The organism is Tatumella morbirosei, assembly GCF_000757425.2.
In the GTDB taxonomy this organism is placed as follows: Bacteria; Pseudomonadota; Gammaproteobacteria; order Enterobacterales; family Enterobacteriaceae; genus Tatumella; species Tatumella morbirosei.
Map to the genome: position 1 here is coordinate 107,603 of NZ_JPKR02000003.1, position 23,198 is coordinate 130,800.

At 49.8% G+C, this 23,198-nt stretch carries 25 protein-coding genes; 10 read left to right on the top strand and 15 right to left on the bottom strand.

All coding sequences use genetic code 11. The features are described 5' to 3' along the window. Positions 1-130: 130 nt before the first annotated feature. Entirely contained in the window at positions 131-1,300 is a 1,170-nt protein-coding gene (gene punC, locus HA49_RS03370) for a purine nucleoside transporter PunC (protein ID WP_038020541.1), read from the bottom strand. A 104-nt stretch (positions 1,301-1,404) separates the two neighbouring features. On the opposite strand from punC, the gene punR reads away from it, so the two are divergent. Continuing rightward, positions 1,405-2,307 (top strand): DNA-binding transcriptional activator PunR, encoded by a 903-nt coding sequence (gene punR, locus HA49_RS03375; RefSeq protein ID WP_038020542.1) that lies wholly within the window; start codon positions 1,405-1,407, stop codon positions 2,305-2,307. A 9-nt stretch (positions 2,308-2,316) separates the two neighbouring features. Here the strand turns inward: punR and purR are convergent, their stop codons facing one another. Then, the gene (gene purR, locus HA49_RS03380) at positions 2,317-3,342 is read right to left on the bottom strand and encodes an HTH-type transcriptional repressor PurR (RefSeq protein ID WP_038020543.1); all 1,026 of its coding nucleotides are present in this window, start codon (positions 3,340-3,342) and stop codon (positions 2,317-2,319) included. A 275-nt stretch (positions 3,343-3,617) separates the two neighbouring features. Between purR and cydH the strand changes: the two genes are divergently transcribed. After that, positions 3,618-3,707 carry a cytochrome bd-I oxidase subunit CydH gene (gene cydH / locus HA49_RS21380; RefSeq protein ID WP_156994535.1) on the top strand — a complete coding sequence of 30 codons (90 nt, stop codon included), beginning with the start codon at positions 3,618-3,620 and terminating at the stop codon, positions 3,705-3,707. A 274-nt stretch (positions 3,708-3,981) separates the two neighbouring features. Here the strand turns inward: cydH and HA49_RS03385 are convergent, their stop codons facing one another. Then, positions 3,982-4,782: a C40 family peptidase gene (locus HA49_RS03385; protein WP_038020544.1), complete on the bottom strand. Its 801-nt coding sequence runs from the start codon at positions 4,780-4,782 to the stop codon at positions 3,982-3,984. Between the two features lie 361 nt (positions 4,783-5,143). Here HA49_RS03385 and HA49_RS03390 point away from each other — a divergent pair, with 361 nt between their 5' ends. Further along, entirely contained in the window at positions 5,144-5,476 is a 333-nt protein-coding gene (locus HA49_RS03390) for a Grx4 family monothiol glutaredoxin (RefSeq protein ID WP_025901934.1), read from the top strand. A gap of 55 nt (positions 5,477-5,531) precedes the next feature. Here the strand turns inward: HA49_RS03390 and rnt are convergent, their stop codons facing one another. The 3 genes from rnt to nemA all read right to left on the bottom strand — a co-directional run bounded on the left by rnt (position 5,532) and on the right by nemA (position 7,933). Then, positions 5,532-6,206: a ribonuclease T gene (gene rnt / locus HA49_RS03395; protein ID WP_038020545.1), complete on the bottom strand. Its 675-nt coding sequence runs from the start codon at positions 6,204-6,206 to the stop codon at positions 5,532-5,534. Positions 6,207-6,322: 116 nt separating this feature from the next. Continuing rightward, on the bottom strand, positions 6,323-6,730 hold the full coding sequence (gene gloA, locus HA49_RS03400; RefSeq protein WP_038020546.1) for a lactoylglutathione lyase: 408 nt from the start codon (positions 6,728-6,730) through the stop codon (positions 6,323-6,325). Positions 6,731-6,826: 96 nt separating this feature from the next. Next, positions 6,827-7,933, bottom strand: coding sequence for an alkene reductase (gene nemA, locus HA49_RS03405; protein WP_038020878.1), 1,107 nt, complete (start codon positions 7,931-7,933; stop codon positions 6,827-6,829). Positions 7,934-8,229: 296 nt separating this feature from the next. Between nemA and HA49_RS03410 the strand changes: the two genes are divergently transcribed. Continuing rightward, positions 8,230-8,469 carry a DUF1289 domain-containing protein gene (locus HA49_RS03410; protein ID WP_038020879.1) on the top strand — a complete coding sequence of 80 codons (240 nt, stop codon included), beginning with the start codon at positions 8,230-8,232 and terminating at the stop codon, positions 8,467-8,469. A 17-nt stretch (positions 8,470-8,486) separates the two neighbouring features. On the opposite strand, the gene HA49_RS03415 is transcribed toward HA49_RS03410, so the two are convergent. From HA49_RS03415 to HA49_RS03425, 3 genes are read right to left on the bottom strand one after another with little or no spacing between them, the layout of a single operon-like run. Further along, positions 8,487-10,487: an FUSC family protein gene (locus HA49_RS03415; protein WP_038020547.1), complete on the bottom strand. Its 2,001-nt coding sequence runs from the start codon at positions 10,485-10,487 to the stop codon at positions 8,487-8,489. A 7-nt stretch (positions 10,488-10,494) separates the two neighbouring features. Continuing rightward, positions 10,495-11,349, bottom strand: a complete 855-nt coding sequence (locus HA49_RS03420; RefSeq protein ID WP_038020548.1) for an efflux RND transporter periplasmic adaptor subunit — start codon at positions 11,347-11,349, stop codon at positions 10,495-10,497. Positions 11,350-11,355: 6 nt separating this feature from the next. After that, the gene (locus tag HA49_RS03425) at positions 11,356-11,592 is read right to left on the bottom strand and encodes a DUF1656 domain-containing protein (protein ID WP_038020549.1); all 237 of its coding nucleotides are present in this window, start codon (positions 11,590-11,592) and stop codon (positions 11,356-11,358) included. Positions 11,593-11,735: 143 nt separating this feature from the next. On the opposite strand from HA49_RS03425, the gene slyA reads away from it, so the two are divergent. Continuing rightward, complete coding sequence (gene slyA / locus HA49_RS03430) at positions 11,736-12,173, top strand: transcriptional regulator SlyA (protein ID WP_038020550.1); 438 nt, start codon at positions 11,736-11,738, stop codon at positions 12,171-12,173. 100 nt (positions 12,174-12,273) lie between these two features. On the opposite strand, the gene HA49_RS03435 is transcribed toward slyA, so the two are convergent. Continuing rightward, the gene (locus tag HA49_RS03435; RefSeq protein ID WP_038020551.1) at positions 12,274-12,741 is read right to left on the bottom strand and encodes an outer membrane lipoprotein; all 468 of its coding nucleotides are present in this window, start codon (positions 12,739-12,741) and stop codon (positions 12,274-12,276) included. Between the two features lie 254 nt (positions 12,742-12,995). Here HA49_RS03435 and anmK point away from each other — a divergent pair, with 254 nt between their 5' ends. The 4 genes from anmK to pdxY all read left to right on the top strand — a co-directional run bounded on the left by anmK (position 12,996) and on the right by pdxY (position 17,202). Next, positions 12,996-14,117, top strand: coding sequence for an anhydro-N-acetylmuramic acid kinase (gene anmK / locus HA49_RS03440; protein WP_038020552.1), 1,122 nt, complete (start codon positions 12,996-12,998; stop codon positions 14,115-14,117). A gap of 85 nt (positions 14,118-14,202) precedes the next feature. Next, a complete protein-coding gene (gene pdxH, locus HA49_RS03445; RefSeq protein WP_038020880.1) occupies positions 14,203-14,862 on the top strand; it encodes a pyridoxamine 5'-phosphate oxidase in 660 nt (219 codons plus the stop codon). 132 nt (positions 14,863-14,994) lie between these two features. Further along, complete coding sequence (tyrS, locus tag HA49_RS03450; protein ID WP_038020553.1) at positions 14,995-16,269, top strand: tyrosine--tRNA ligase; 1,275 nt, start codon at positions 14,995-14,997, stop codon at positions 16,267-16,269. A 69-nt stretch (positions 16,270-16,338) separates the two neighbouring features. Further along, positions 16,339-17,202 carry a pyridoxal kinase PdxY gene (gene pdxY, locus HA49_RS03455; protein ID WP_038020554.1) on the top strand — a complete coding sequence of 288 codons (864 nt, stop codon included), beginning with the start codon at positions 16,339-16,341 and terminating at the stop codon, positions 17,200-17,202. 126 nt (positions 17,203-17,328) lie between these two features. Here pdxY and HA49_RS03460 read toward each other — a convergent pair whose 3' ends face one another. Next, complete coding sequence (locus tag HA49_RS03460) at positions 17,329-18,087, bottom strand: SDR family NAD(P)-dependent oxidoreductase (protein ID WP_038020555.1); 759 nt, start codon at positions 18,085-18,087, stop codon at positions 17,329-17,331. A gap of 116 nt (positions 18,088-18,203) precedes the next feature. Here HA49_RS03460 and HA49_RS03465 point away from each other — a divergent pair, with 116 nt between their 5' ends. Further along, positions 18,204-19,106, top strand: coding sequence for a LysR family transcriptional regulator (locus HA49_RS03465; RefSeq protein WP_038020556.1), 903 nt, complete (start codon positions 18,204-18,206; stop codon positions 19,104-19,106). A gap of 69 nt (positions 19,107-19,175) precedes the next feature. On the opposite strand, the gene dtpA is transcribed toward HA49_RS03465, so the two are convergent. The 4 genes from dtpA to rsxG form a co-directional block, all read right to left on the bottom strand. After that, positions 19,176-20,639 (bottom strand): dipeptide/tripeptide permease DtpA, encoded by a 1,464-nt coding sequence (dtpA, locus tag HA49_RS03470; RefSeq protein WP_038020557.1) that lies wholly within the window; start codon positions 20,637-20,639, stop codon positions 19,176-19,178. A 565-nt stretch (positions 20,640-21,204) separates the two neighbouring features. Further along, positions 21,205-21,837 (bottom strand): endonuclease III, encoded by a 633-nt coding sequence (gene nth, locus HA49_RS03475; RefSeq protein WP_038020558.1) that lies wholly within the window; start codon positions 21,835-21,837, stop codon positions 21,205-21,207. Next, positions 21,834-22,571, bottom strand: a complete 738-nt coding sequence (locus HA49_RS03480) for an electron transport complex subunit E (RefSeq protein ID WP_038020559.1) — start codon at positions 22,569-22,571, stop codon at positions 21,834-21,836. Before HA49_RS03480 ends, nth begins: the two co-directional genes overlap by 4 nt. After that, positions 22,568-23,197 carry an electron transport complex subunit RsxG gene (gene rsxG / locus HA49_RS03485; RefSeq protein ID WP_038020560.1) on the bottom strand — a complete coding sequence of 210 codons (630 nt, stop codon included), beginning with the start codon at positions 23,195-23,197 and terminating at the stop codon, positions 22,568-22,570. Before rsxG ends, HA49_RS03480 begins: the two co-directional genes overlap by 4 nt. Position 23,198 lies beyond the last annotated feature (1 nt).

Sequence of the window (23,198 nt, forward strand, 5' to 3'; positions counted from 1 at the left end):
GCGGTGACTTATAATAGAAAGATTGTCACCAGAGTGATTATATGCCCGGCAATCTGAATGTTCAATGACTGATGATTAGGGCGCTAATTGTGAAAGCAGAATTAACCCGCCGTATGAGCGGCGGGAGGAATTACTGGCAGGGAGGTTTACGATACTGCAGACAAAAGCCGGCCGCGGCCAGAAAAACGGTGATACCCATTGCTGTGGCGGTCGTCAGTAAGGGCTGTGACAGATGATAAGACACCAGTAAACTGAACACGAAGCATAATCCCAGCTGCAACGCGTTCTGCAGGGCTGCAGCCTTTCCGCTTGCGCCGGGAAAAACCTGAAGCGCCGCCGAAACTACCACAGGATAAATAGCTCCGTTAGCCATCGCCATGCCGCAGAAGGGAAGTAACAGGGTGAACAGTTGAGGTTGACTAAAGAAACTCACGACAACGACACCAGCGATACTTACTGCGTAAAGCGCCAATAACCAGGGTAGCAGTTGACGACCACTGAACCGGTTAAGCAGAGCACGGCAACCAAAGCCACCTGCAAGGAACGTCAGGGTTTGTGGGATATAGCTTAGCCCGATATCACCGGCCGTTAGCCCCAATCCGGAAAGGATAAAGGGTGAACCGGTTAGCCAGGCAAAGAAACTGGCAGAGCAGGCTGAATAGATCAGCACATTGCCGCTGTATTGCCTTACCGAGAGTAACTGTAAAAAACCCGGGGTAACAGCATCCTTTGCTCCGGAAACTGCCGTTGGCCTGGTGGGTAAGCGCAGGGTAGCCACTATCAACACACAGGTCAGTAAAGTTAATACCAAAAATATTGAATGCCAGTGAAAATGTGCCAATAACCATGATCCAAGCAACGGAGCAAGTGCCGGCGACAATGCGACCATGGGCATAATAGTGGCGAAAATCTTCTGACTCCGGGATGCCGGATAGTAATCGAATACCAGGGATTGCCAGCTAACGGCGGCAGCACAGACACCGGTGGCCTGAATAAATCTCAGTGCTAACAGAGCATGAGGTGAGGATACCCACAACATCGCCAGACAGCTCACTGCAAATACTGCCAGACCTGTCACCAGCACGGGTTTCCGGCCAATTTTATCCGACAGCGGCCCCCAGAATAACTGAGCGCAGGCAAACCCTGCCAGGAACAGGCTAAGGCTGGCACTAATCACACCTGAATCGGTATTCAGGTCTTGCTTCATGGCCTCAAAGGCAGGCAGATACATATCTGTAGCCAGAAAACCCAGCATACTGAGTAATGACAGATAGACTAAAAAGATTACCGGATGACGCATTGTTCCTCCCCGTGGAAATTTGCGCACAGAGTTTAAAAGGGTGCGTAGAGGGTTGTGAACCGTTATTATTTGCAATCAACTGTGAAAAAAATTGAAAGGTTGCTATGTGGTCAGAATATGCGCTCGAAGTCGTGGATGCCGTGGCGAGAAATGGTAGCTTTAGTGCGGCAGCCAGAGAGTTACATCGGGTACCCTCAGCCATCAGTTATACCGTGCGGCAACAGGAGGAGTGGCTGGCAGTCTCATTGTTTGAGCGACAGCACCGTGATGTGATACTGACGGCTGCAGGAGAACATTTTGTTCGCGAAGGTCGGGGGATTATCAAAAAAATGCAGGAAACCCGGCGTCAGTGTCAACAACTGGCAAACGGCTGGCGCGGTGAACTCAGTATTGCGATGGACTGTATTGTGAAACGTTCCAGAATGCAGCAACTGACCATCGACTTTTACCGACACTTCCCGGATGTTGAATTGCATATTCATGAAGAGGTGTTTAACGGGGTCTGGGATGCCTTAGCCGCGGGGCGCGTAGATATGGCGATTGGGGCGACTCAGGCGGTTCCGGTTGCCGGGCGCTATGCTTTCCAGGATATGGGACGTCTCAACTGGCGTTGTATTGTCAGTGCCGGACATCCCCTGGCGAGGGAATCTCACCCGGGGGAAGAGCAGCTTCGGGCATGGCCATCACTGGTCATGGAGGATACCTCAAGGGAATTACCGCGAAGGATGACCTGGACTCTGGATAACCAACGTCGGATGACCGTACCGGACTGGCAGACCGGGCTTGATTGCGTAAAGGCAGGGTTGTGTGTCGCTATGGTCCCCGGGCACCTGGCCCAACCGCTATTAGAGAGCGGAGAAGTGAAAGAGCTGAAACTACCCGCTCCGTTCCCGGAAAGTCCTTGTTGTGTGAGTTGGGCAGAACAACGTATCTCGCCGGCATTACGCTGGATTCTGGAATATCTGGGTGATACCGCCACCCTGAACCAGGAATGGCTCAGGGAGTGACTGAAGTGGTTAGCGCCGGTAGTCTCGGAATGGACCGTCACCTACCGAACGACGTTCGATCAGTGTCGGATGAATTTCGATGGTTTGCGGTTCTTCGCGTTTGTTCACTATGCGGTCGAGAAGCATCTCAAGCGCTTTTTCGCCTAATTCACTTTTGGGCTGGTGAACGGTAGTCAGTGCCGGTGTGATATAACGAGAGTTGCGCACATTATCGTAGCCAATAATGGAGATGTCCTGGGGTACCCGCAGTCCTTGTTCATCTGCAGCGCAAATGGCTCCCATGGCCATAATATCCCCGCCGCAGAAGACCGCTGTCGGGAGCTGTGGTTGCGCAAGTATTTTCTGCATCGCCTGGTAACCGGACTCGGGTTCAAAATTGCCCTGGACCGTCCACTCTTCGCGGTGAGAGATACCTGCTTCTTCCAGAGCTTTTAGAAAACCAGCCAGCCGGCCACCTCCGGTATTTCTTTCCATCTGTCCCGGAATACAACCAATATCACGATGACCTCGCTCAATCAGATAACGTCCTGCCAGGTATCCGCCATGAAACGCGTTATCCAATACGGTGTCTGTAAAGTCTCCGCGTGAAACCCCCCAGTCCATCACCACCATCGGAATATTGCGGTTTTCTTCCAGCATATCCAGCAGCTCCTGCGGATATTCGGCACACATGACCAGAAGCCCGTCTACACGTTTGCGCGCCATCATTGACAGGTAAGCACGCTGCTTCTGCAGATCGTTGTGGGCGTTACCCAGAATCAGGGTATAGCCGTGGTCAAAACATTTTTTTTCAATGGCTTCAATAATTTCGGCAAAGTAAGGTGCCTCAAGTGTTGTCGAAAGTAAGCCCAGCGTCTTGGTATTATTGACTTTAAGACTTCTGGCGACAGCACTGGGGGAGTAGTGCAACTCGTTTATCGCTTCCCAGACCGCTTTCCGTGTGTTTTCCGCAACAAAACGGGTCTGATTAATGACATGGGACACGGTGGTGGTCGAAACCCCGGCGCGCTTTGCCACGTCTTTAATAGTTGCCATTCAGTGAGTACTCCTGGTTTTAAAAAATTTAATATATTGATTTTTAATATGTTAATCGTTTGCGTCAGCTCAGCAATCAACTGACCAGTCTTAATGGAAACTCAGAGGTCAGAGGAGAGTCCGGCGAAGACAACCGGTGAAAAACCAGCAGTCGAGGAATTTGCGCAACAAAGACCGGCAATTCTAGCAAGCCTGCCACAATAAAACGAGATTTTTGCGCATCAGTGTGGGAATATAACTATCTCCCTACATTTAATGTGCCTAAAGGAGTTCTGATGGATACCGATCTTAAGCTTGCACTGACAACCACTGTTGTCGCGTTGCTGATGATTATGGCTTTCAGTTTTACGGCCATATTGCATTAACCGTCGCGCACAGGTTCAGCCATCGACGACCTGCCTGTGTGGTTAAGTTGTCAGAACCGGCCACCGGCTCACTCTGGTGCCGGTTTTTTTTGCTGTCGGGAAATGCCTATGACTTTGCTGCGGTAGGGATTACCGGGGACTCAATTCTGCAAGCAACGTTGAGGAAAAGGGGCGATGGTTATGACAGCTTGCTCTCTGTATAAAAAACTGCACCTTACTCCGCCAGATTATCGGTGTTTGAAGTGCAGTAGTCTGTAGTCCCCGGGAAGTATAATTAGCGGACGGTGCTCGGTGTCATCATGCGACGCGCGCCAATATAGTGACGCTGCCAGTATTCATTACTCAGCGCAGTAATCTGGATATCTTTACCGGTGCGCGGTGACTGAATAAATTTACCATCACCCAGGTAGACACCAACATGGTCAGCCGCACCGTGACGATGGATACGGAAGAACACCAGGTCACCTTTTTCCAGCTCATCACGTTTTACCGGTGCTGCGTCGCGAAGATGGTACATTTCGTTCGCTGTGCGGGGAATTTTGAAATTCACCAGGTCTTTATAGGCATAATAAACCAGGCCACTGCAGTCAAACCCGGTATGCGGAGAGGTTCCTCCCCACTGGTAAGGTTTCCCGAGCTGATCCATCAGTTTAACCATCGCGGTCGCACGGGCTTTCTGATAACGCAAACGATGCTGTTTACTCATCCGTATAGCGGCCAGTGTAGCGGATGGATGACGCGTCGTTTTTTTTGCTGCGGGGCGTTGACGGCCATACCTTTTAGTTTCGTGTCTGCGATTCTTTGCCAGATGACTGGATTCTTTCGCTGTACGACTCTGCTTGATTTTTCGCTGACTGGTGAAATGTTTCACCCGGTGAATCAGGGGCTGACGGGCTTTATGTCGACTACTGGTCGTCTTTATGGGTCTTCGCTTGCGGCGTGCATCCTCTTCGGTAACAGCTTTACGGGTGGTTTTGTGAAATGTGGCATTTACCGCTGTTCGAGGCGATGCCTCTGCGACATTGAAAAAAAGCTGTGCTACAGCCAGAATAAAAAGCGTGATCAGTAGACGCATAGTTGTCAGGTTACAGGTTAAATGTCCTGAAAAAGACGGACAAAATTAAAAAATAACATCTGACCTTTCAGTCAGCCCCAAAATCATTCTAATCCAGAATTTTATTAAATGTTAAGGTCTTTTTTCCGGAATCTGTTACGAGAAGTTTTTTGACGTAAAATTGAGCATAAACAGATAATTAAGTCACAAATTTTTGATGAAACTTCAGGCGACTGAATTTTTCATCCTGCAGTTGTTACCGGTTTAACGCTAAATGCCATATAAGTGAACTTTTATGTAGCAGATGAAAAATGTCGTTTTCACTGGCGGGTTGATATCGCTACAATAACAAAACATGTCGTTTTGTCCCGAAGGAAGTACTATGAGCACTCTCGAAAAAATTCAGACTCAGATTTCTGAAAATCCTATTCTGCTGTATATGAAAGGTTCCCCTAAATTACCAAGCTGTGGTTTCTCCGCTCAGGCGGTACAGGCACTTTCTGCCTGCGGGCAGCGCTTTGCCTATGTCGATATCCTGCAGAATCCGGATATTCGTGCCGAATTACCAAAATATGCAAACTGGCCAACTTTCCCACAGTTATGGGTAGACGGAGAACTGGTGGGCGGCTGCGATATTATTATTGAAATGTATCAGCGTGGCGAACTGCAGCAGCTGATTAAAGAAACCGCAGAGAAATACCCTGCGGCAGAATAACTGTTATCGACAGTGATTCCGGTGCCCGCTAATTTCGCGGGCATTTTTTTGTGCGTCATTCTGACGCGACAGAGGCCTCTGTATCATCATCCTCACCGGTGGGTAACGGCCAGCCTCCCAGTCTTTTCCAGCGGTTAACCAGCTCACAGAACAAGGTCGCCGTTTGTTGGGTATCATACAGCGCGGAATGCGCCTGATGACTGTCGAAAGTCATTCCGGCCGCTTTACAGGCTTTGGCGAGAACTGTCTGGCCGAGTACCAGCCCGCTGAGAGCCGCAGTATCAAAAGTGGCAAACGGGTGGAAAGGGTTGCGTTTAAGATGGCTGCGCTGCGCGGCTGCCATCACGAAGCTTTGATCAAAATGGGCATTGTGCGCCACGATAACCGCTCTGGCACAGTCACTGTCTTTCATGCCTTTGCGTACCATCTTGAAAATAGCATGTAACGCATCGTGTTCACTGACCGCATTACGCTCAGGATCATTAGGATCGATACCGGTAAATGCCAGTGCTTCAGGGTGTAACAGAGCACCTTCGAACGGCGCAACATTAAAATGCAGGGTCTGGTCCGGCTGCAGCCAGCCATCGTCATCCATTTTCAGGGTAACCGCAGCAATTTCCAGTAGTGCATCAGTGTCGGCATTAAAACCTGCGGTCTCGACATCAATCACGACAGGGTAAAAGCCCCGAAAACGTTGATTCAGTGCATTAAGCGAAGAAGTTTCGGACATCAGTATCTCATTGGACGAAAAAATCAGTGGGTAGTCTGACTATCACTACTGGGACAGAATCGGGTGAATATAACTTCAGCGAAAAAAGTCTGCCTGATTCAGGCAGACATCACCAGTTAGTTACCGATTCCCTGACCGGTATGTTTTTTCTCAATTAATTCGATTTTGTAACCATCCGGATCTTCTACAAACGCAATCACGGTAGTGCCACCTTTGACCGGACCGGCTTCGCGGGAAACTTTCCCCCCGTCTTTACGAATTCGTTCGCAGGCTTCTGCGGCATTATCAACTTCAATGGCGATATGTCCGTAGGCATTTCCCAGGTCATAACTGTCAACGCCCCAGTTATAGGTCAGTTCGAGCACTGTGCCTTCAGTTTCTTCAGCGTAACCCACAAAGGCTAAAGTGTATTTGTATTCAGTATTCTCACTTTGACGTAACAGCCGCATGCCGAAAATACGGGTATAAAAATCCACTGATCGTTGCAGGTCACCAACACGTAGCATGGTATGAAGCAGACGCATATCATCCTCTTTTATTCAGGCCAGTCATCAATAAAACACCAATGACCGGAAAGTTAACCGGCCACTAGTGTAACAGGGAAATCGCTGTGGGTATGCTTAGTTATCGTTCAGGAAAGGGTAATCGGTGTATCCCTGAGCAGCACCGCCATAAAATGTCTCAGGGTGCTGTGGGTTCAGCGGGGCATTTTTCTGTAAACGTTCAACCAAATCCGGATTAGCAATATAATCACGCCCAAAAGCAACAGCATCGATCAACTGACGGTTAATTAAATCTTCAGCTTTTTGTTTGGTGTAGGCACCTGCACCGATAATGACCCCCGGAAATACCTCGCGTACTTTACGGCGGAATTCATCGCTGTAAGGCGCTCCACCAGCCCAGTCCGGCTCAGATAAGTGCAGGTAGGCAATCTTACGTTTTGCCAGTTCACTGATAAGCCATAGCGCTTCAGCCTCTTCATTGTCACCATTTCCCAACGCCTGGAACTCACCTACCGGCGAGAGCCGGATGGCTATGCGGTTCCGCGCCCAGGCTTCGCCCATGGCATCAACTATTTCCAGTACCAGACGGGCACGATTTTCCAGACTGCCACCGTACTCGTCGGTACGTTGGTTAGACTGTGAAGACAGGAACTGATGGATCAGGTAGCCATGGGCTCCATGAATTTCAGCCAAATCCATGCCTGCTTCCGCAGCATTGATTGCGGCCTGACGGAAATCGGCAATGACCTGGCGAATTTCGCTGAGGCTCATTTCACGGGGCAGTGTGGTTTCTTCACGGTAGACCTTACCCTCGGCATCTTTCAGGGAGGTCCGGGTCTGAGACGGCAGCGAAGAGGGTGCCAGCGGCGCCAGCCCTTCCGGCTGTAACGATTGATGAGAAATTCGTCCGGTATGCCATAGCTGAACTGCAATATGGCCACCGGCAGCATGGACCTCAGAAGTTATTGCTTTCCAGCCGGCGATTTGCTGCGGGGTATGCAGTCCCGGGGCTCCGGCATAGCCTTTTGCCTGGAAAGAAATCTGAGTGGCTTCTGTGATAATCAGTCCGGCACTGGCACGCTGACGGTAATAGGTCGCCATCAGTTCAGTGGGAATATCTCCCGGCTCAATACTGCGCAGGCGGGTCAGGGGAGCCATAAAAATACGGTTCGGAACAGTAATGGCGCCGACGGTTAACGGAGTAAAAAGCGTGCTGTCAGTCATGATATTCTCCTTGAAAAAGGTGACCGGAATAAGTCGGATGTACAGTGCCATGTCAGGTTATTTACCTGAGCGTTACAGGGGATAAAGTCAGAATGTAACGAAACACTCACGCTATGCAGAGTAATGACCTGTCTTACGGATGACAATGCAGCAACGGTCTCAACGCACAAACGGGCAATCAGTCAGGGGATTGCCAGTTGCACAGCCAAAGGCTAAAGTTTACTCATTAAACCAGGTCAGTACCGGAGTAATACCCTGTACCGACTGGCAGATCTGCATTGCGTATTGAGGGGATTATGGCCGAGCAACTGGAGTTTTTCCCTGTTCCGAATCCTTGCCGGGGAATTTGCCGTACAGACAGCCGGGGGTATTGCCTCGGCTGCCTGCGGAGCCGTGAAGAACGCTTTAACTGGATGTCACTGACTGACGGACAAAAACGGGATGTCATACGCATTTGTCATCAGCGACGACTCAGGATGCAACGGGTTCAGAAAGCGCCGGAAAGCGAAGAGCCACAACAGCCTTCACTGTTCTGAATATTATGGCCGGAACCTTATTCGGGGACGGCAGTACTGAGTTGTGCCAGAGAGCATTGCAAACGCCACAAAATACCTGCCAGTTGCCTGGCATCGGCATCTCCGACACTCAGCAATTGGTTTGTCATCTCATCCAACTGACTGAGCGTGGTGTTCAGGGCATTATGCCGCACTCCATGCAAGCTCATTACATCATGCAGGGAATGAAAACACTGATCCCTGACCATTGAAAGGCCTGTAGAGTCAGATCGCCAGCTTCTTAACTGCCAGATAATATGCGAACAGTTGAGAAGTACCACCCCCCAGCGCAACAGCCATAACCGTGTCTGCTGATTGTTACTACTTTTTAACTGGCTTACCAGGTGATAGACCCTCGATTCAAATACGCTTTCTTTCAGTGAAGGACGAAGACGTAACTGATCGAGAAAAACATGCCTCAATGCGCGGATATTTCTGCGGGCTTTACGGTCATCTGAACTGGGTCGCAATACCTGAAAAGCTAGCCAGGCCAACAGCACCCCGCAAACCTTAGCCAGGTTATCATTAAGAAATTCGCTGTAATCCCATTCCGGTGGGTTGGTAACCGAAATAAACGATCCCAGAAATACCACCGCCTGACCCCAGAAACCGGCATTCGCGGGTTGTTGTAATTTCAATAACTGACAGGTTATCAGTAAAGGGAACAGAAACAGCATGAACTGCCAGAGCGCGCTAATCTGAATCATCAGGCCAAATTTAAGGACCAGACTAAAGAAAACCAGAACCAGCAGGGTTTTGATCAACCCGAGCACGGTTCCCGCCGGGGTAGGTGAGGATGAATAGAGGACGCAGGCGATGGACGTTAGTGTCAGTGCGGCGGCGCCGTCTTCCCAGTGACTGTTAATCCAGAATGTCCCGCCAATGACAATAGCTGTAAAGGTTCTCAGGGCACTCCATCCTGCCTCCGTACTATCATTTTCTCTGGCAAGAGAGGGTACACGGGGTGGCTGGAAACGGGTGTCAGCATCTGCTGTTTCCAACAGATGAATCCAGCGGCTGACATTTAGATAAAGCCAGCAAAAATAACGTAACCGATCGCAAAAGGCCTGCTGACGAAAATCGTTATCACCCGATACCATCATCTGCCGGAGAATTACTGCCATCCGGTACTTATCGCTGTCTGGCCGAACGAGTTCGTCAAGTAACTGTTCAATACCCTGATACAGGGTGTCAGGAGCCTCTGGCCAGTTCAGCAGCATCCTTCGTAATCCGGATAACACACTGGTGAGTTTTAACTGCTGGTGCAGAATGTAATTCAGCACGTTATTTTGCCGTCGGAATCGGTAATGGCTCCAGAATGCCTGAACTCTCAGCAGATTCATGGTCAGAATCTGTGAGATAACTCTTTCATGGGAGGCACTGGCGTTAGCGGCACTGTCCCGGGTCAACAGCGAGGTTGCATGTTTGTGCAATTCAAAATGCAACTGACGTAATGACACCATCAGTTTATCGCCATCTGAGGTACTGGGCAGGATCATCATCATCAACCCGGCGCACAGAATCCCTGTGATAACTTCGCAAACGCGAGCCTGGGCAATATCCCAGACCTGATTGACATCGGTAACATTGACGGTACTGAAAGCGATAATAGTAGCGGTGTAGCCGGATAAACAAAATGCGTAGGCGACGTTATTCTGATAGTGGCTGGAAATCCAGGTACAGAAAGCCAGCCAGCCGGCGATGGTAAACACGAACAACCAGGGATCATTCAGGGTATGTCCTGCAATAATCAATGCGGCAGTCGCACCAATCAAACTGCCACAGATTCTGCCGAGACTTTTACTGATAGCGCCGCCAATGGTGGGGAAACTAACAACAGCAGCCGAAGTCATCGCCCAGTAGGGTTGATCCAGTTCAAAAAAGTAGGCAAAACTGAGGGCGAAGCACATAGCCAGACTGTTACGTAATGCATAACGCCACTGCAGGTTGTCTGCTTTTATCCAGGGTAATTGCTGCCATTCCAGCCAGTTGAGATTCACGTGTGCCTCACTGACGGATAACAATGGTACAGGTGGTACCCGCGACCAGTGGAATCCACGCAGGGACATCATCCAGTCGGATTCTGACCGGCACTCGTTGGGCCAGCCTTACCCAGGGCACGGTTGGTTTAATCTCCGGTACCAGGCCATTTGCTTCCACATTCTGATCATAGATAGCGCGCCCGATACTCAGCACTTTGCCGTTCAGGGTTTTGCCGTTACTGTAAAGTACAATGTTGGCTGGCGCTCCCACATGAATATTGCGTAATTTAGTCTCTTCAAAATATCCCATTACGTAGTAAGAATGGCTGTCGAGCAATGCGAATAAAGGGGCACCTTCGGTAGCATAGTTCCCTGCCCGTAGGGAAAGGTTAGTGATCCATCCGTCCGTTGGGGCATAGATATTGGCATGTTGCAGATCCCAGCGGCTCTTATTCAGCGTTGCCTGAGCCGCTTTTACGCTGGCGACTGCCGCCGCCGCCGTCTGGCTGGCGATATCCAGATCTTCGGCGGAAATCACGTTACGTGGCAGTTTTGCTCTGCGCTGTAGTTCATGCTGTGCCTTTAATAAGTCTGCCTGAGCTTTCGCCAGTAACGCCTCAGCATTATCTTGTGCAATTTGCAGGGGGATGGTGTCCAGAGCTACCAGCAGGTCACCTTTACGCACAAACTGATTATCGCTGATGTTAACCGCGACGACCCGGCCTGAGACTTCCGGGGTAATATCGACGATTTCTGCCCTGATCTTTCCATCCCGGGTCCAGGGCGATTGCATGTAATAGTTCCACATCCACCAACCCGCGAACAGGGCAATAGCAAAGACAAACAGGGTGGTGAAATACTTCAGGAGATTTACTTTCATTATTCATTATCTCAGGCTAAGCAGGCCAAATGAGGCAACTACACACAGAATAAACAGTGACAAGTCCATCAGGGTCGGATGCCAGAAGGTACCTGAGTACATCCGCGCCCGGATCAGCGGGTGGATCACCAGCCACAGAAAGAACCCCAGCAATACGGATTTGAATATTGGGGGGAAGAATAATGAATCGCCGAACACCAGCTCGGTGAGTGATGATAACGGGGGATGGTTACTTAAATCCATGTCCGGCATTCCTTGTCAGTAATAACCACAGTAACAATTAAGAAAATGATTTCTGCATCAGGCATTTGTATTTACTGCCTGGAAACCGCAAAATAGTGTAAGATCGACAATGATGCTTAGCAAGCTAATTATAAGGAGGTTATATGGAATCTTCATTAGGCACCGATCTCGCCAGGTTGGTGCGTATGTGGCGGGCAGTCATTGATAACAGACTGAAGCCCCTTGGCCTGACCCAGACGCTGTGGGTGACATTGCATAATATTCATCAGTTACCTCCGGAACAGTCTCAGATTCAGTTGGCTAAGGCGATAGGTATCGAACAGCCGTCTCTGGTCAGAACACTCGACCAACTGGAACATAAGGGCCTTATCAGCAGGTTACCGTGCGCAGATGATCGTCGTGCGAAACGGATTACGCTGACAGATGCGGCGGCACCGGTGATTTCCGAACTGGAGGGTGTTATTGACCGTAGTCGTGAAGATATCCTCAGCGGTTTGTCATCAGAAGAGATCAGCACACTGATAAAGCTTATCGGCCGGTTAGAAAAAAACATTGTCGAACTGCAAGGAAAAGAGAATTAGTGGATGGTTTTACTTGCACACTTTAAGAATTAATTGACACAGCAGAGCTAAAAAAAGAAAAAACCCGTCTCAGGACGGGTTTTTTGGTACTGACGGGTGATTAGCGTGGAGACACTGTCACCTGGCTGCCATTGCTGGCGATGGCCACCCGCATACCGACAGAATAACGGGTTGCTGCTTGTTTCTGAACGACCATGATAGTGTTGCCATCATCTTTACGGATTTCCAGCTCAACACCCTGCGAGGTATTCATGCCACTCTGAACCTGTTGACCGGCCAGGCCACCCAGAACTGCGCCACCGGCAGTGGCCAGGCTACGACCCGCGCCACCACCTACAGTATTTCCGAGGAAACCACCGAGTACGGCACCACCGATAGCACCAATGGCACTATTTTCATCACCGCCCTGGATTTTTACCGGGCGGACAGAAACCAGGGTCCCGTAAGAAACGCTCTGGACTTGCTTGGCTTCGCTGGCGCTGTAAGTATCGCCCGACAGGTCATTGTTATTAACACATCCAGTCAAAGCCAGCGCGATGGCTGCGACAGCAGTTAAACGTTTAATCATCAGAAACTCCTTTCAAAATCGGCGCGATGTGCGCACTCTTGACAACGTTATTATCCTATTATAAAGCAAATTGTGCATATCGAGGCGATTTTTGCAATAACCTAAATGCTATTGTGGGACTGCAGGGGTAAACGATAATTCAATCAGCCATAAAATGTATTCAATTAATTGATGATCAATTGTTATCCTGGTCATAGTATTAGCCACTGTGTCAGACTACTGACAGTCTGCGAAGCCGCAAAATTGAGGTCAACATGAAGTCGGGACGCTATATCGGAGTGATGTCAGGCACCAGCCTTGACGGGGTGGATGTGGTACTGGCCGCTATAGATGAACATATCGTGGCGCAACAAGCCAGCTATTGTCATCCGATGCCACTCGACATTAGACAGCAAATACTGGATGTGTGTCAGGGACAGCCAGTGACATTGTCACAACTTGGTCGCCTTGATTCACGGCTGGGACGCTTATTTAGTGAGGCGATAGAAACTTTGATGCGCAGGGAGTCACTGACGGCCCGCGATATTGTCGGAATTGGCTGCCACGGACAAACGGTGTGGCATGAGCCGGACAGTGATGCACCCTTCAGTATGCAACTTGGCGATAATAACCAGATTGCTGCCCGCACAGGCGTCACTGTGGTCGGTGATTTCCGCCGCCGCGATATGGCTTTGGGAGGCCAGGGTGCGCCGCTGGTGCCGGCGTTTCACCGCGCCATACTGATGCATCCCGGGGAACGACGGATAGTCCTGAATATTGGTGGAATTGCGAATCTGTCGCTACTGTTTCCCGGGCAAACAATTCGTGGTTTTGATACCGGACCGGGCAATATCCTGATGGATGCCTGGGTTTGGCGTAACCGGCAACAACGGTTCGACAGAGATGGGCGCTGGGCGAAAAGCGGGCAGGTGATTCCTGTATTGTTGAAGCAAATGTTAGATGATCCCTGGTTTGCTTTACCGACACCGAAAAGTACCGGCCGGGAATATTTTAATCTCTCCTGGATAGAAAAACAGCTGATGCACTTTCCGGGTCTGGCGGCACAGGATATTCAGGCGACATTGCTCGAACTCACGGCTGTCAGCATTGTGCAGCAGATTCAACTGAATGGTAACTGTGATCGCTTGCTGGTCTGCGGCGGCGGCAATCATAACGTTGAATTAATGCAACGTATTTCGGCTCTGTTACCGGGCACTGAAGTGGGTAAAACTGACGATGTGGGTATCAGCAGTGACGATATGGAGGCACTGGCGTTTGCCTGGCTGGCATTCCGGACCTTGTCAGGATTACCTGGTAACTTACCCGCTGTGACAGGAGCACGAGATTTTACTACGCTGGGAGCCGTATTCCCTGCGAATCTGGCAGCCAGTAAGTAGTCAGGCCCGTAGCCGCAACGACCTGAATCACAGGGCGGCGACGGTTATCAGTAATATGGTTTGTCAGGTGAATGAGTCTGAAAAAATGGCGAATGAGAATGATGTTTTACAAGATATAGCCGATCTGCGTCGGGAATATACCCGGGGTGGGTTACGGCGCAAGGATTTACCGGAACATCCTATGGCGTTGTTCGGTCAGTGGCTGAATCAGGCGTGTGAAGCCAGGTTGCCCGATCCGACCGCGATGTGCGTCGCAACGGTCGATGAGCTGGGACAACCGTATCAGCGAATTGTATTGCTCAAGCAGTACGACGATAACAGTATGATTTTTTATACTAATCTTGGCAGTCGCAAAGCGCAGCACCTGGCGAATAATCCCAAAATCTCATTGCATTTCCCGTGGCATATGCTGGAGCGTCAGGTGATGGTGTTGGGAGAGGCCGAAAAACTCAGTCCCGGGGAAGTGATTAAGTATTTTCACAGCCGTCCCCGTGACAGCCAGATTGGAGCCTGGGTCTCGAAACAATCGAGCCGGATTTCAGCACGTGGCATTCTTGAAGCGAAATTCCTGGAAATTAGTCAGAAATTTATGCGCGGTGAAGTTCCGTTACCGGATTTCTGGGGAGGTTACCGGGTCAGATTTCATACTATGGAATTCTGGCAGGGCGGAGCCCGCCGTCTGCATGATCGTTTTATCTACCAGTTACAGGATGACTGCTGGAAAATTGATCGTCTGGCACCCTGATTTTGTGAAATAACCTGTTTCTCTACTGGAACAGTTGGCTTGTGCGTTTTATTCTATGCACCTTATTTTTTTCGCCGTTGGCGAAAAGCTGTGTACCAGCGAAGGTGCAGTCTGTTCAATTTGGAGTCGTTAATGACCAGCAGTAACCTGATACAACAATTGCAGGAAAGGGGCCTGATCGCCCAGGTAACGGATGAAGAGGCGTTATCAGAGCGACTGGCCAAAGGTCCTGTTGCACTGTATTGCGGCTTTGATCCTACCGCAGACAGCCTCCATCTGGGCCATCTGGTACCGTTACTTTGCCTGAAACGTTTTCAGGATGCTGGCCATAAACCGGTCGCACTGGTGGGTGGGGCTACAGGGTTGATTGGGGACCCGAGCTTCAAAGCCAGTGAGCGTAAGCTGAACACTTCCGAAACGGTCGGTGAATGGGTGGAAAAAATTCGGCATCAGGTATCCCCGTTCCTGGATTTTGACTGCGGTGATAACAGTGCTATAGCAGCGAACAACTATGACTGGTTTGGCAGCATGAATGTGCTGACCTTCCTGCGGGATATTGGTAAGCATTTCTCTGTTAATCAGATGATTAATAAGGAAGCGGTCAAACAACGTCTGAACCGCGATGATCAGGGGATTTCGTTTACCGAATTCTCTTATAACCTGTTACAGGGTTATGATTTTGCCTGTCTGAACAAATTACACGATGTTTGTCTGCAGATTGGTGGCTCTGACCAATGGGGAAATATTACCTCAGGTATCGACCTGACCCGCCGTTTGCATCAGAACCAGGTGTTCGGCCTGACTGTGCCGTTAATTACCAAGTCGGATGGTACCAAATTCGGTAAAACCGAAGGTGGAGCTGTCTGGCTGGATGCGAAAAAAACCAGCCCGTATAAATTTTATCAGTTCTGGATTAATACGGCAGACGCTGATGTTTATCGGTTCCTGAAGTTTTTCACCTTTATGAGTATTGATGAAATCAATGCACTACAGGAAGAAGACCAGCAAAGTGGTAAAGCCCCTCGTGCGCAGTATGTGTTGGCTGAACAGGTCACACAGCTGGTGCATGGTGAAGAAGGTCTGGCAGCAGCAAGACGTATTACAGAGAGCCTGTTTTCTGGCGCACTGAGTTCGCTGACCGGGGAAGACTTCGCTCAACTGGCGCAGGATGGTATGCCGACAGTCACTCTTTCACAAGGGGATGATCTGCAACAAGCCCTGGTAGCGGCAGAACTGGTACCTTCCCGTGGTCAGGCACGCACTTTAATCTCTTCGAATGCGGTGGCGATTAACGGCGAAAAACAATCGAATGCCGAATATCAGTTCAGTGATGCGGATAAGCTGTTTGGTCGTTATACCGTGTTGCGTCGTGGTAAAAAGCATTACTGCCTGATTAACTGGCAATAAACAACAGATGAAAAGGCCGGTCTCCGGCCTTTTTTTTGGTTCAGATAACAGCAAAGATGTCGTTCAATAATGAAAAATATTCTCGCAATACAATCTCATGTCGTTTACGGACATGCAGGTAATGCCGCCGCTGAATTTCCGATGCGGCGAATGGGGGCCAATGTCTGGCCACTTAATACCGTCCAGTTTTCTAACCATACCCAGTACGGACACTGGACCGGTACTGTAATGCCGGCAGAACACCTGACCGATATCGTTAAAGGGATTGCAGAAATTGATCGGCTAAAAACCTGTGATGCGGTGCTGAGTGGCTATCTGGGGTCTGCGGAACAGGGAGAAAAAATCCTTGAGATCGTTCGACAGGTAAAAGAAGCCAACCCACAGGCCTGGTATTTTTGCGACCCAGTGATGGGACATCCGGAGAAGGGCTGTATTGTGGCGCCGGGAGTAGCGGAATTCCATTGCAAGTCGGCACTGCCTGCCAGCGATATCATTGCGCCTAATCTGCTGGAACTGGAAATGCTCAGTGAGCGTCAGCTTAGTAATATTGATGAGTGTGTCGATGCCAGTCGTCAACTGATAGCCAGTGGCCCGCGGATTGTTCTGGTGAAACATCTTTCACGTGCGGGCAGACGCAGCGATCAGTTTGAAATGTTGCTGGTGACTGCCGAAGAAGCCTGGCATATCAGCCGTCCGCTGGTCGATTTTGGCGTCCGACAGCCGGTAGGTGTCGGTGATTTAACCTGTGGGTTATTGCTGGTGGATCTGCTGTACGGAAAATCATTGCAGGATGCTCTTGAACATGTGACTGCGGCAGTTTATGAAGTGATGCTCAAAACACATCAGATGGGGGAATATGAGTTGCAACTGGTAGCGGCGCAGGATCAGATCGCTCATCCGGAACATCATTTTGTCGCAGAACGCCTCAGTTAACTCTTTTCAATCGCCGGATAGCCAGCCCTGAGGAGGTTATCCGGCAAAAATGACTCTTCGATTTCCGGACAATGCTGCCGCTGTTTAAAACAGCTCCGGGACATTCTGCTCAGCTGAACCAGACCCTTACAACGCTTGCCCACCTGATACTTCGATACGTTGTGCGGTGATCCAACCGGTTTCATCACTCAGAATGGCACTGATGGCATCGCCGATATCATCCGGTAAGCCAACGCGGCCCAGTGCCGTTAGTGAGGCAATAGTATCGTTAATTTCACGGGTATCGCGAACCCGTCCGCCACCGAAATCAGTCTCTATGGCGCCCGGTGCCAAAATATTAACCCGAATACGGCGTTCACCCAGTTCTTTGGCCTGATAGCGGGTCAGTACCTCCATTGCGCCTTTCATGGCCGCATAAGTGGAAGACCCCGGATAGGTCATCCGGGTAAGCCCGCTGGAGATATTCAGAATCCGCCCGCCATCGCTAATCAGTGGCAGTAATCGCTGGGTCAGAAAATAGGGACCTTTAAAGTGTACGTTCACCAGTGCATCGAACTCCTGTTCTGTTGTCTCACTGAACAGTTTGTAATGCCCATGGCCGGCATTGTTCACTAAATAATCAAAGTTATCACGGTGCCACCGCTGTTTCAGTAATGTTGCGACCTGCTGAGTAAAAGCTTCAAACTGCGAACTGTCCCCGATATCGAGCTGTAATGCGGCTGCACGGGCACCCAAAGCTTCAATTTCTTTCACCACTGCCTGAGCTTCTTCAGGATGGCTGCGCCAGGTAAAAATGATATCTATGCCACGGGCGGCGAGCTTTAAGGCTCCATTTTTACCCAGACCACGATTTCCACCGGTAATTAATGCAATTTTCTGGCTCATAGTAACTCCACTGATGAAATAACAAGACGTCAATGAGGATATTCGTTAATAATAAAACAATAAACCGGCTATAACGGATATCAGTGTTTCGTTTATGACAACAATCAGGAGAGGGCGTGGATAAAATTCAGGCAATGCAGGTATTTGTCCGGGTCGCAGAGATGGGGAGTTTCACCCGGGCTGCCGAAAGCCTGGGGTTGCCTAAAGCCAGTGTCTCACGGCAGTTACAGGCTCTTGAAAACCAGATGGGCACTCGTTTGTTGCATCGAACCACGCGTCAGGTTCAACTGACCTACGACGGACTGGTCTGTTACGAACGCTGTATTGAGCTATTGTCGATGCTGGATGATATGGACAGTCTGTTTCAAATGGAGCCGGCAACACTCAGCGGCAAACTGCGGGTCGATATGTCAGTGGCGATGGCGACCGGGTTTATCCTGCCGAGACTGCCAGAGTTCCTGCAGCAATACCCCGGGGTAGAGATCGAACTCAGCAGCAGTGATCGCCAGGTTGATATTGTCGGTGAAGGATTCGACTGCGTAATCAGAGCCGGAGAACTTAAAGACTCCGGGATGATAGTGAGGCCGCTTGGGGTGCATCAGATGATTAACTGTGCAAGCCCTGATTATCTGGCGCGTTTTGGAGTCCCGGAACATTCAGAAGATCTGTCTCAGCACGCGATGGTGCATTATAGTCAGCATCTTGGTCAGCCCTCACAGGGATTCGAATATTTTGATGGTAAACAGAGTCACTATTATCCGGTAGGAGGTGCTGTCACAGTCAACAGTACGGAGACTTACCGTACCGCCTGCCTGGCAGGGTTAGGGATTATTCAGGTGCCCTCCAGTGGCGTCAGGCCACTGATACTGAGCGGTCAATTACAGGAGATTTTGCCTGGGTTGCCGGCAAGGCCGATGCCGGTCTCTTTGCTTTATCCTGACAGGCGCAATGTGCCGCGCAGGGTCAGGGTGTTTATGGACTGGTTGGCCAGGACCGTGGCTGACTATCTCCGGCCATGAATCCTGTCGGTCACCGCACAAAAAAATCCCCGTCAATGAACTGGCGGGGATTTTTATCATGTCTGCGAATTAATCGCGGGTCATTTTGTTCAGTAGTGGCGCTGAAAGCAGCATAATAACGGCAATCACCAGCGTGCTGATCCCAATTTGTTTAAATACATGCCCATAGACATTCAACGACATCAGTGGGTCAGTCACATTATCCGGGACTGCCATTAGCGCGGCAATTTTCCCGGCAATCACTGCGGCACCTGCGGTGGTCAGAAACCAGGAGCCCATGATAAAGCCCATCAGTCGCTGCGGTACCAGTTGGGCTACCATCGCCAGACCCAGCCCGGAGATCATCAGCTCACCGACACTTTGCAACGCATAGCTTAAAATCAGCCAGTTGATGGAAACAATACCTTGCTGGTTAGCATACATTGCACCCAGTGGCAGCACCAAAAACGCTGCTGAACACAGCAGCATACCGATAGAAAATTTAAATGGCATGGGCAGCCGGTCACCCATTTTGTTATACAGCATGGCCAGTAACGGGCTGGCAACCATAATCCAGAAAGGATTCAGGGCCTGGAATTGCTCAGGTTCAAAAGTAATGCCAAAAATTTGATGGCCAACGTTACGGATAGCAAAGAAATTCAGCGAGGTTGGCATCTGCATATACAGAACAAAAAACACCACGGCTTCAAGCATCAGGATAAAGGCAACGATCATTTTGCGGCGTGCTGCACCCTGCAACGCGAAGGTTTCTTTGGCGAACAGCAGCACAATCGCAATAGCGATTACCCCTAACGCGATACGGGCAATGTGCTGATGGTGCAGTAACCAGGTGGCAACAGCGACCAGTACCACAATACCGACCAGGGTGGCCAGCAGTTTACCTAAATGCAAAGGACGGAAGTCAGCCGCAGATCCCTGTTGCTTAACCACGGATTGCAAACTCAGGAAATTGATAAGGGTAAAGACCAGCCCGACGACCGACAGTGAAAAAGCAACACTCCATCCGTATTTGCTGGCAAGCCAGGGAGTGAGCATCATAGAGAATAGTGAGCCGATGTTAATCGACATATAGAACATGGTGAAAGCACCATCCAGACGCGGATCATCTTTCTTGTAGCAGGTTGATAACAGCGAGGAAGGGTTGGCTTTAAACAGACCGCTGCCGACGGCAATGGTTGCCATGCCAATATAGACTATGCTGACATGGTGACCTGAGTAAGCAATCATCGCATAGCCCAGCGCCAGAACAATGGTACCGAGGGTAATCACCCGCTTAGTCCCCAGAACTTTATCGCCGAGCCAGCCACCAATGGAGACAAGACCATAGACCAGGGCGCTAAATGAAGAGAACAGGGTGACAGACTCAGCTTCTGACATACCCAGTTGTCTGACCAGGTAGACGGCCATAATAGCCTGTAAACCGTAATAACCGAAACGCTCCCAGAGTTCGATGGTGAAGATCAGATAGAAGGCTTTCGGCTGCCTGAAGGCATTCAGGCTGGGCTGGTTTTCCGGATTGTTTGCAGTAGACACTTGTACCTCTGTGCTTTTTACCCTGTTTTACGGCAGGAATTAAGTGTGTGCCATGCGTCTGGTTGCGCATGATCGTCATTTTTTTCAGGCTGCGGGACGACAAAAGCAGACAACAAAAACAAAATAACATTGACACCATAAAATAGGTGGCGGGATGCATTATGCAGATTTTAAATTTGTTAATGATGTGATGTGTATGATTATATATCGAAAAAATCTCACTGCCTGTTTTAAAGAATAATGAATGTTGGCAGTGAATGCAATCACAGGGTATTTGAATTAAATTGCTATGCAATGCAATTAATTTAGTCGTTGATACTATGTGTCTGTTGTTTATCTGGTTTTAAAGGTTATTAAACCGATAGTTGGCAGGATATAAGGAATGTTTGTTCGTAGCATATAAGGTCAACCCGCCGCTGAAAAAATAGCCATAAAAATCCCTGATAGTTTACGACTAAAATTAAGTGGCTGTGCAACTCTATGATTTAACTTTGAAATAAACACAGATGCGCCGGATTGTGCATCTGTGCTAAAAGGCAGAAATAAAATGAGTTTTTTGGTGGGATTAATCAGTTTTTTCGCGGTATTCGCACAAATCTTCTATCAGACAGGAACCGCAGCGGGGCTTGCGGGCAATGCAGGTGTAACGTCCGTGTAAAATTAACCAGTGGTGACAGTCAACTTTGAATTCTGCAGGAACAACCTTGAGTAATTTTTGCTCAACCAGGTCAACATTTTTGCCGGGGGCGAAACCAGTCCGGTTTGATACCCGAAAAATATGAGTATCCACTGCAATGGTTGGCCAGCCAAAAGCAGTATTCAGGACCACATTAGCCGTTTTTCTGCCAACACCAGGCAACGCTTCTAAAGCTTCACGATTTTCCGGAACCTGACTTAAATGCTTGCTGACAAGGATCTGGCAGGTCCTGATGACATTCGCAGCCTTGCTGTTAAACAGGCCGATGGTTTTTATACATTCACGAACACCCTCTTCACCAAGCTCGAGCATTTTTTCTGGTGTCGGTGCTTTCGAAAACAGACCCACGGTCGCTTTGTTGACACTGACATCTGTTGCCTGAGCTGACAACAGAACGGCTATCAGTAGTTCAAACGGAGAAGAAAAGTTGAGTTCAGTGGTCGGGTGCGGGTTATTCGCCCGTAACCGGCTTAGAATCTGATAACGTTTCTCTTTATTCACGACACTTTTCCGGCTGGCAGAGGCGCAGAAGCGGCCGAAGCACTCTGTGGCAAGGCAGAGGCAGCATTGGCTGCGGCAGCGGCCTTGTGTTCCGCGTGTTGTCGGGTGCGTTGATCAATAAGATATTTCAGAGCCAGCAGCATACCGAGGCCGATAAAGGCACCCGGTGGCAACATGGCCAGTAACATTGGAGAATCAAAGTGGAACACCTGAATCCGTAATACTTTGGCCCAGGGGCCAAGCAACTGATCGGCACCGTTAAAAATGGTGCCATTACCGATAATTTCGCGGATAGATCCCAGCGTTACCATGGCACAGGTCGCCCCCATCCCGATAGAGAAGCCATCCAGTGCAGAGAGCGCCAGATTAGATTTGGAGGCAACGGCTTCTGCACGGCCCACCACAATACAGTTAGTCACAATCAACGGGATAAAGATCCCGAGTGACTGATACAGGCTGTGAGCATAGGCACTAATCAACATCTGAACGCAGCTGACCACTGAGGCAATGATCATCACATAAATCGGAATTCGGATTTCCGTAGGCATCCAGCGTCGGGATAACGAAATAGCACTGTTAGTAATGGTCAGTACCAGGGTGGTTGCCAGCCCCAACCCCAGCGCATTGGTCGCAGTCGACGTAACGGCTAATAGCGGGCATAATCCCAGTAACTGGACCAGTGCGGAGTTATTTTTCCACAAGCCGCCAATCAATAGTTTTTTAGCTTCACTCATTGAGTTTCTCCACAATCAGGCAGCGATGACAGCTGCGATGGCAGTGTTTCGATATACAGGGTCGTGCGTTTTGTGGCATTCACTACCGCACGGGGGGTTATAGTCGCACCGGTAAACTGGTCGAAATCGCCACCGTCTTTTTTAACCGCAAAGTGTTTGTCATCAGCGCCATGTAACACCACCCCGGAAAAATGGGTGATCCAGTCCGAGATGCGCAATTCAATTTTATCGCCCAGCCCCGGCGTTTCGTGCTGTTCGACAACCCGTACACCGAGCACTTTGCCGTGGAAATCAGCGCCAACCAGCATTTGAATCGCACCGGAATAGCCGTCCGGCGCGGTGGTTTCCAGAGCGACAGCGACCGGTTTTCCATCTTTACGGGCCAGATACAGGTGGTGGGGGTCCATATTCCCCAGGGCCTTGTCCCGCACCACATAACATTCCTGTTGCAGCTTATTATTATACATCGACGGCGGAAGGACCTGGTCGAAGAGTGCTTTTTGTTCCAGCGCCATCTGATGTTCAACCGTGGGTTTGGTCGCCATATTAATCACAGCGGTCATCCCGGTGGTGACTGCGGCAAAGACGGCCAGAGTGACTCCGTTTTTTCGGATAGCATCGAGCATC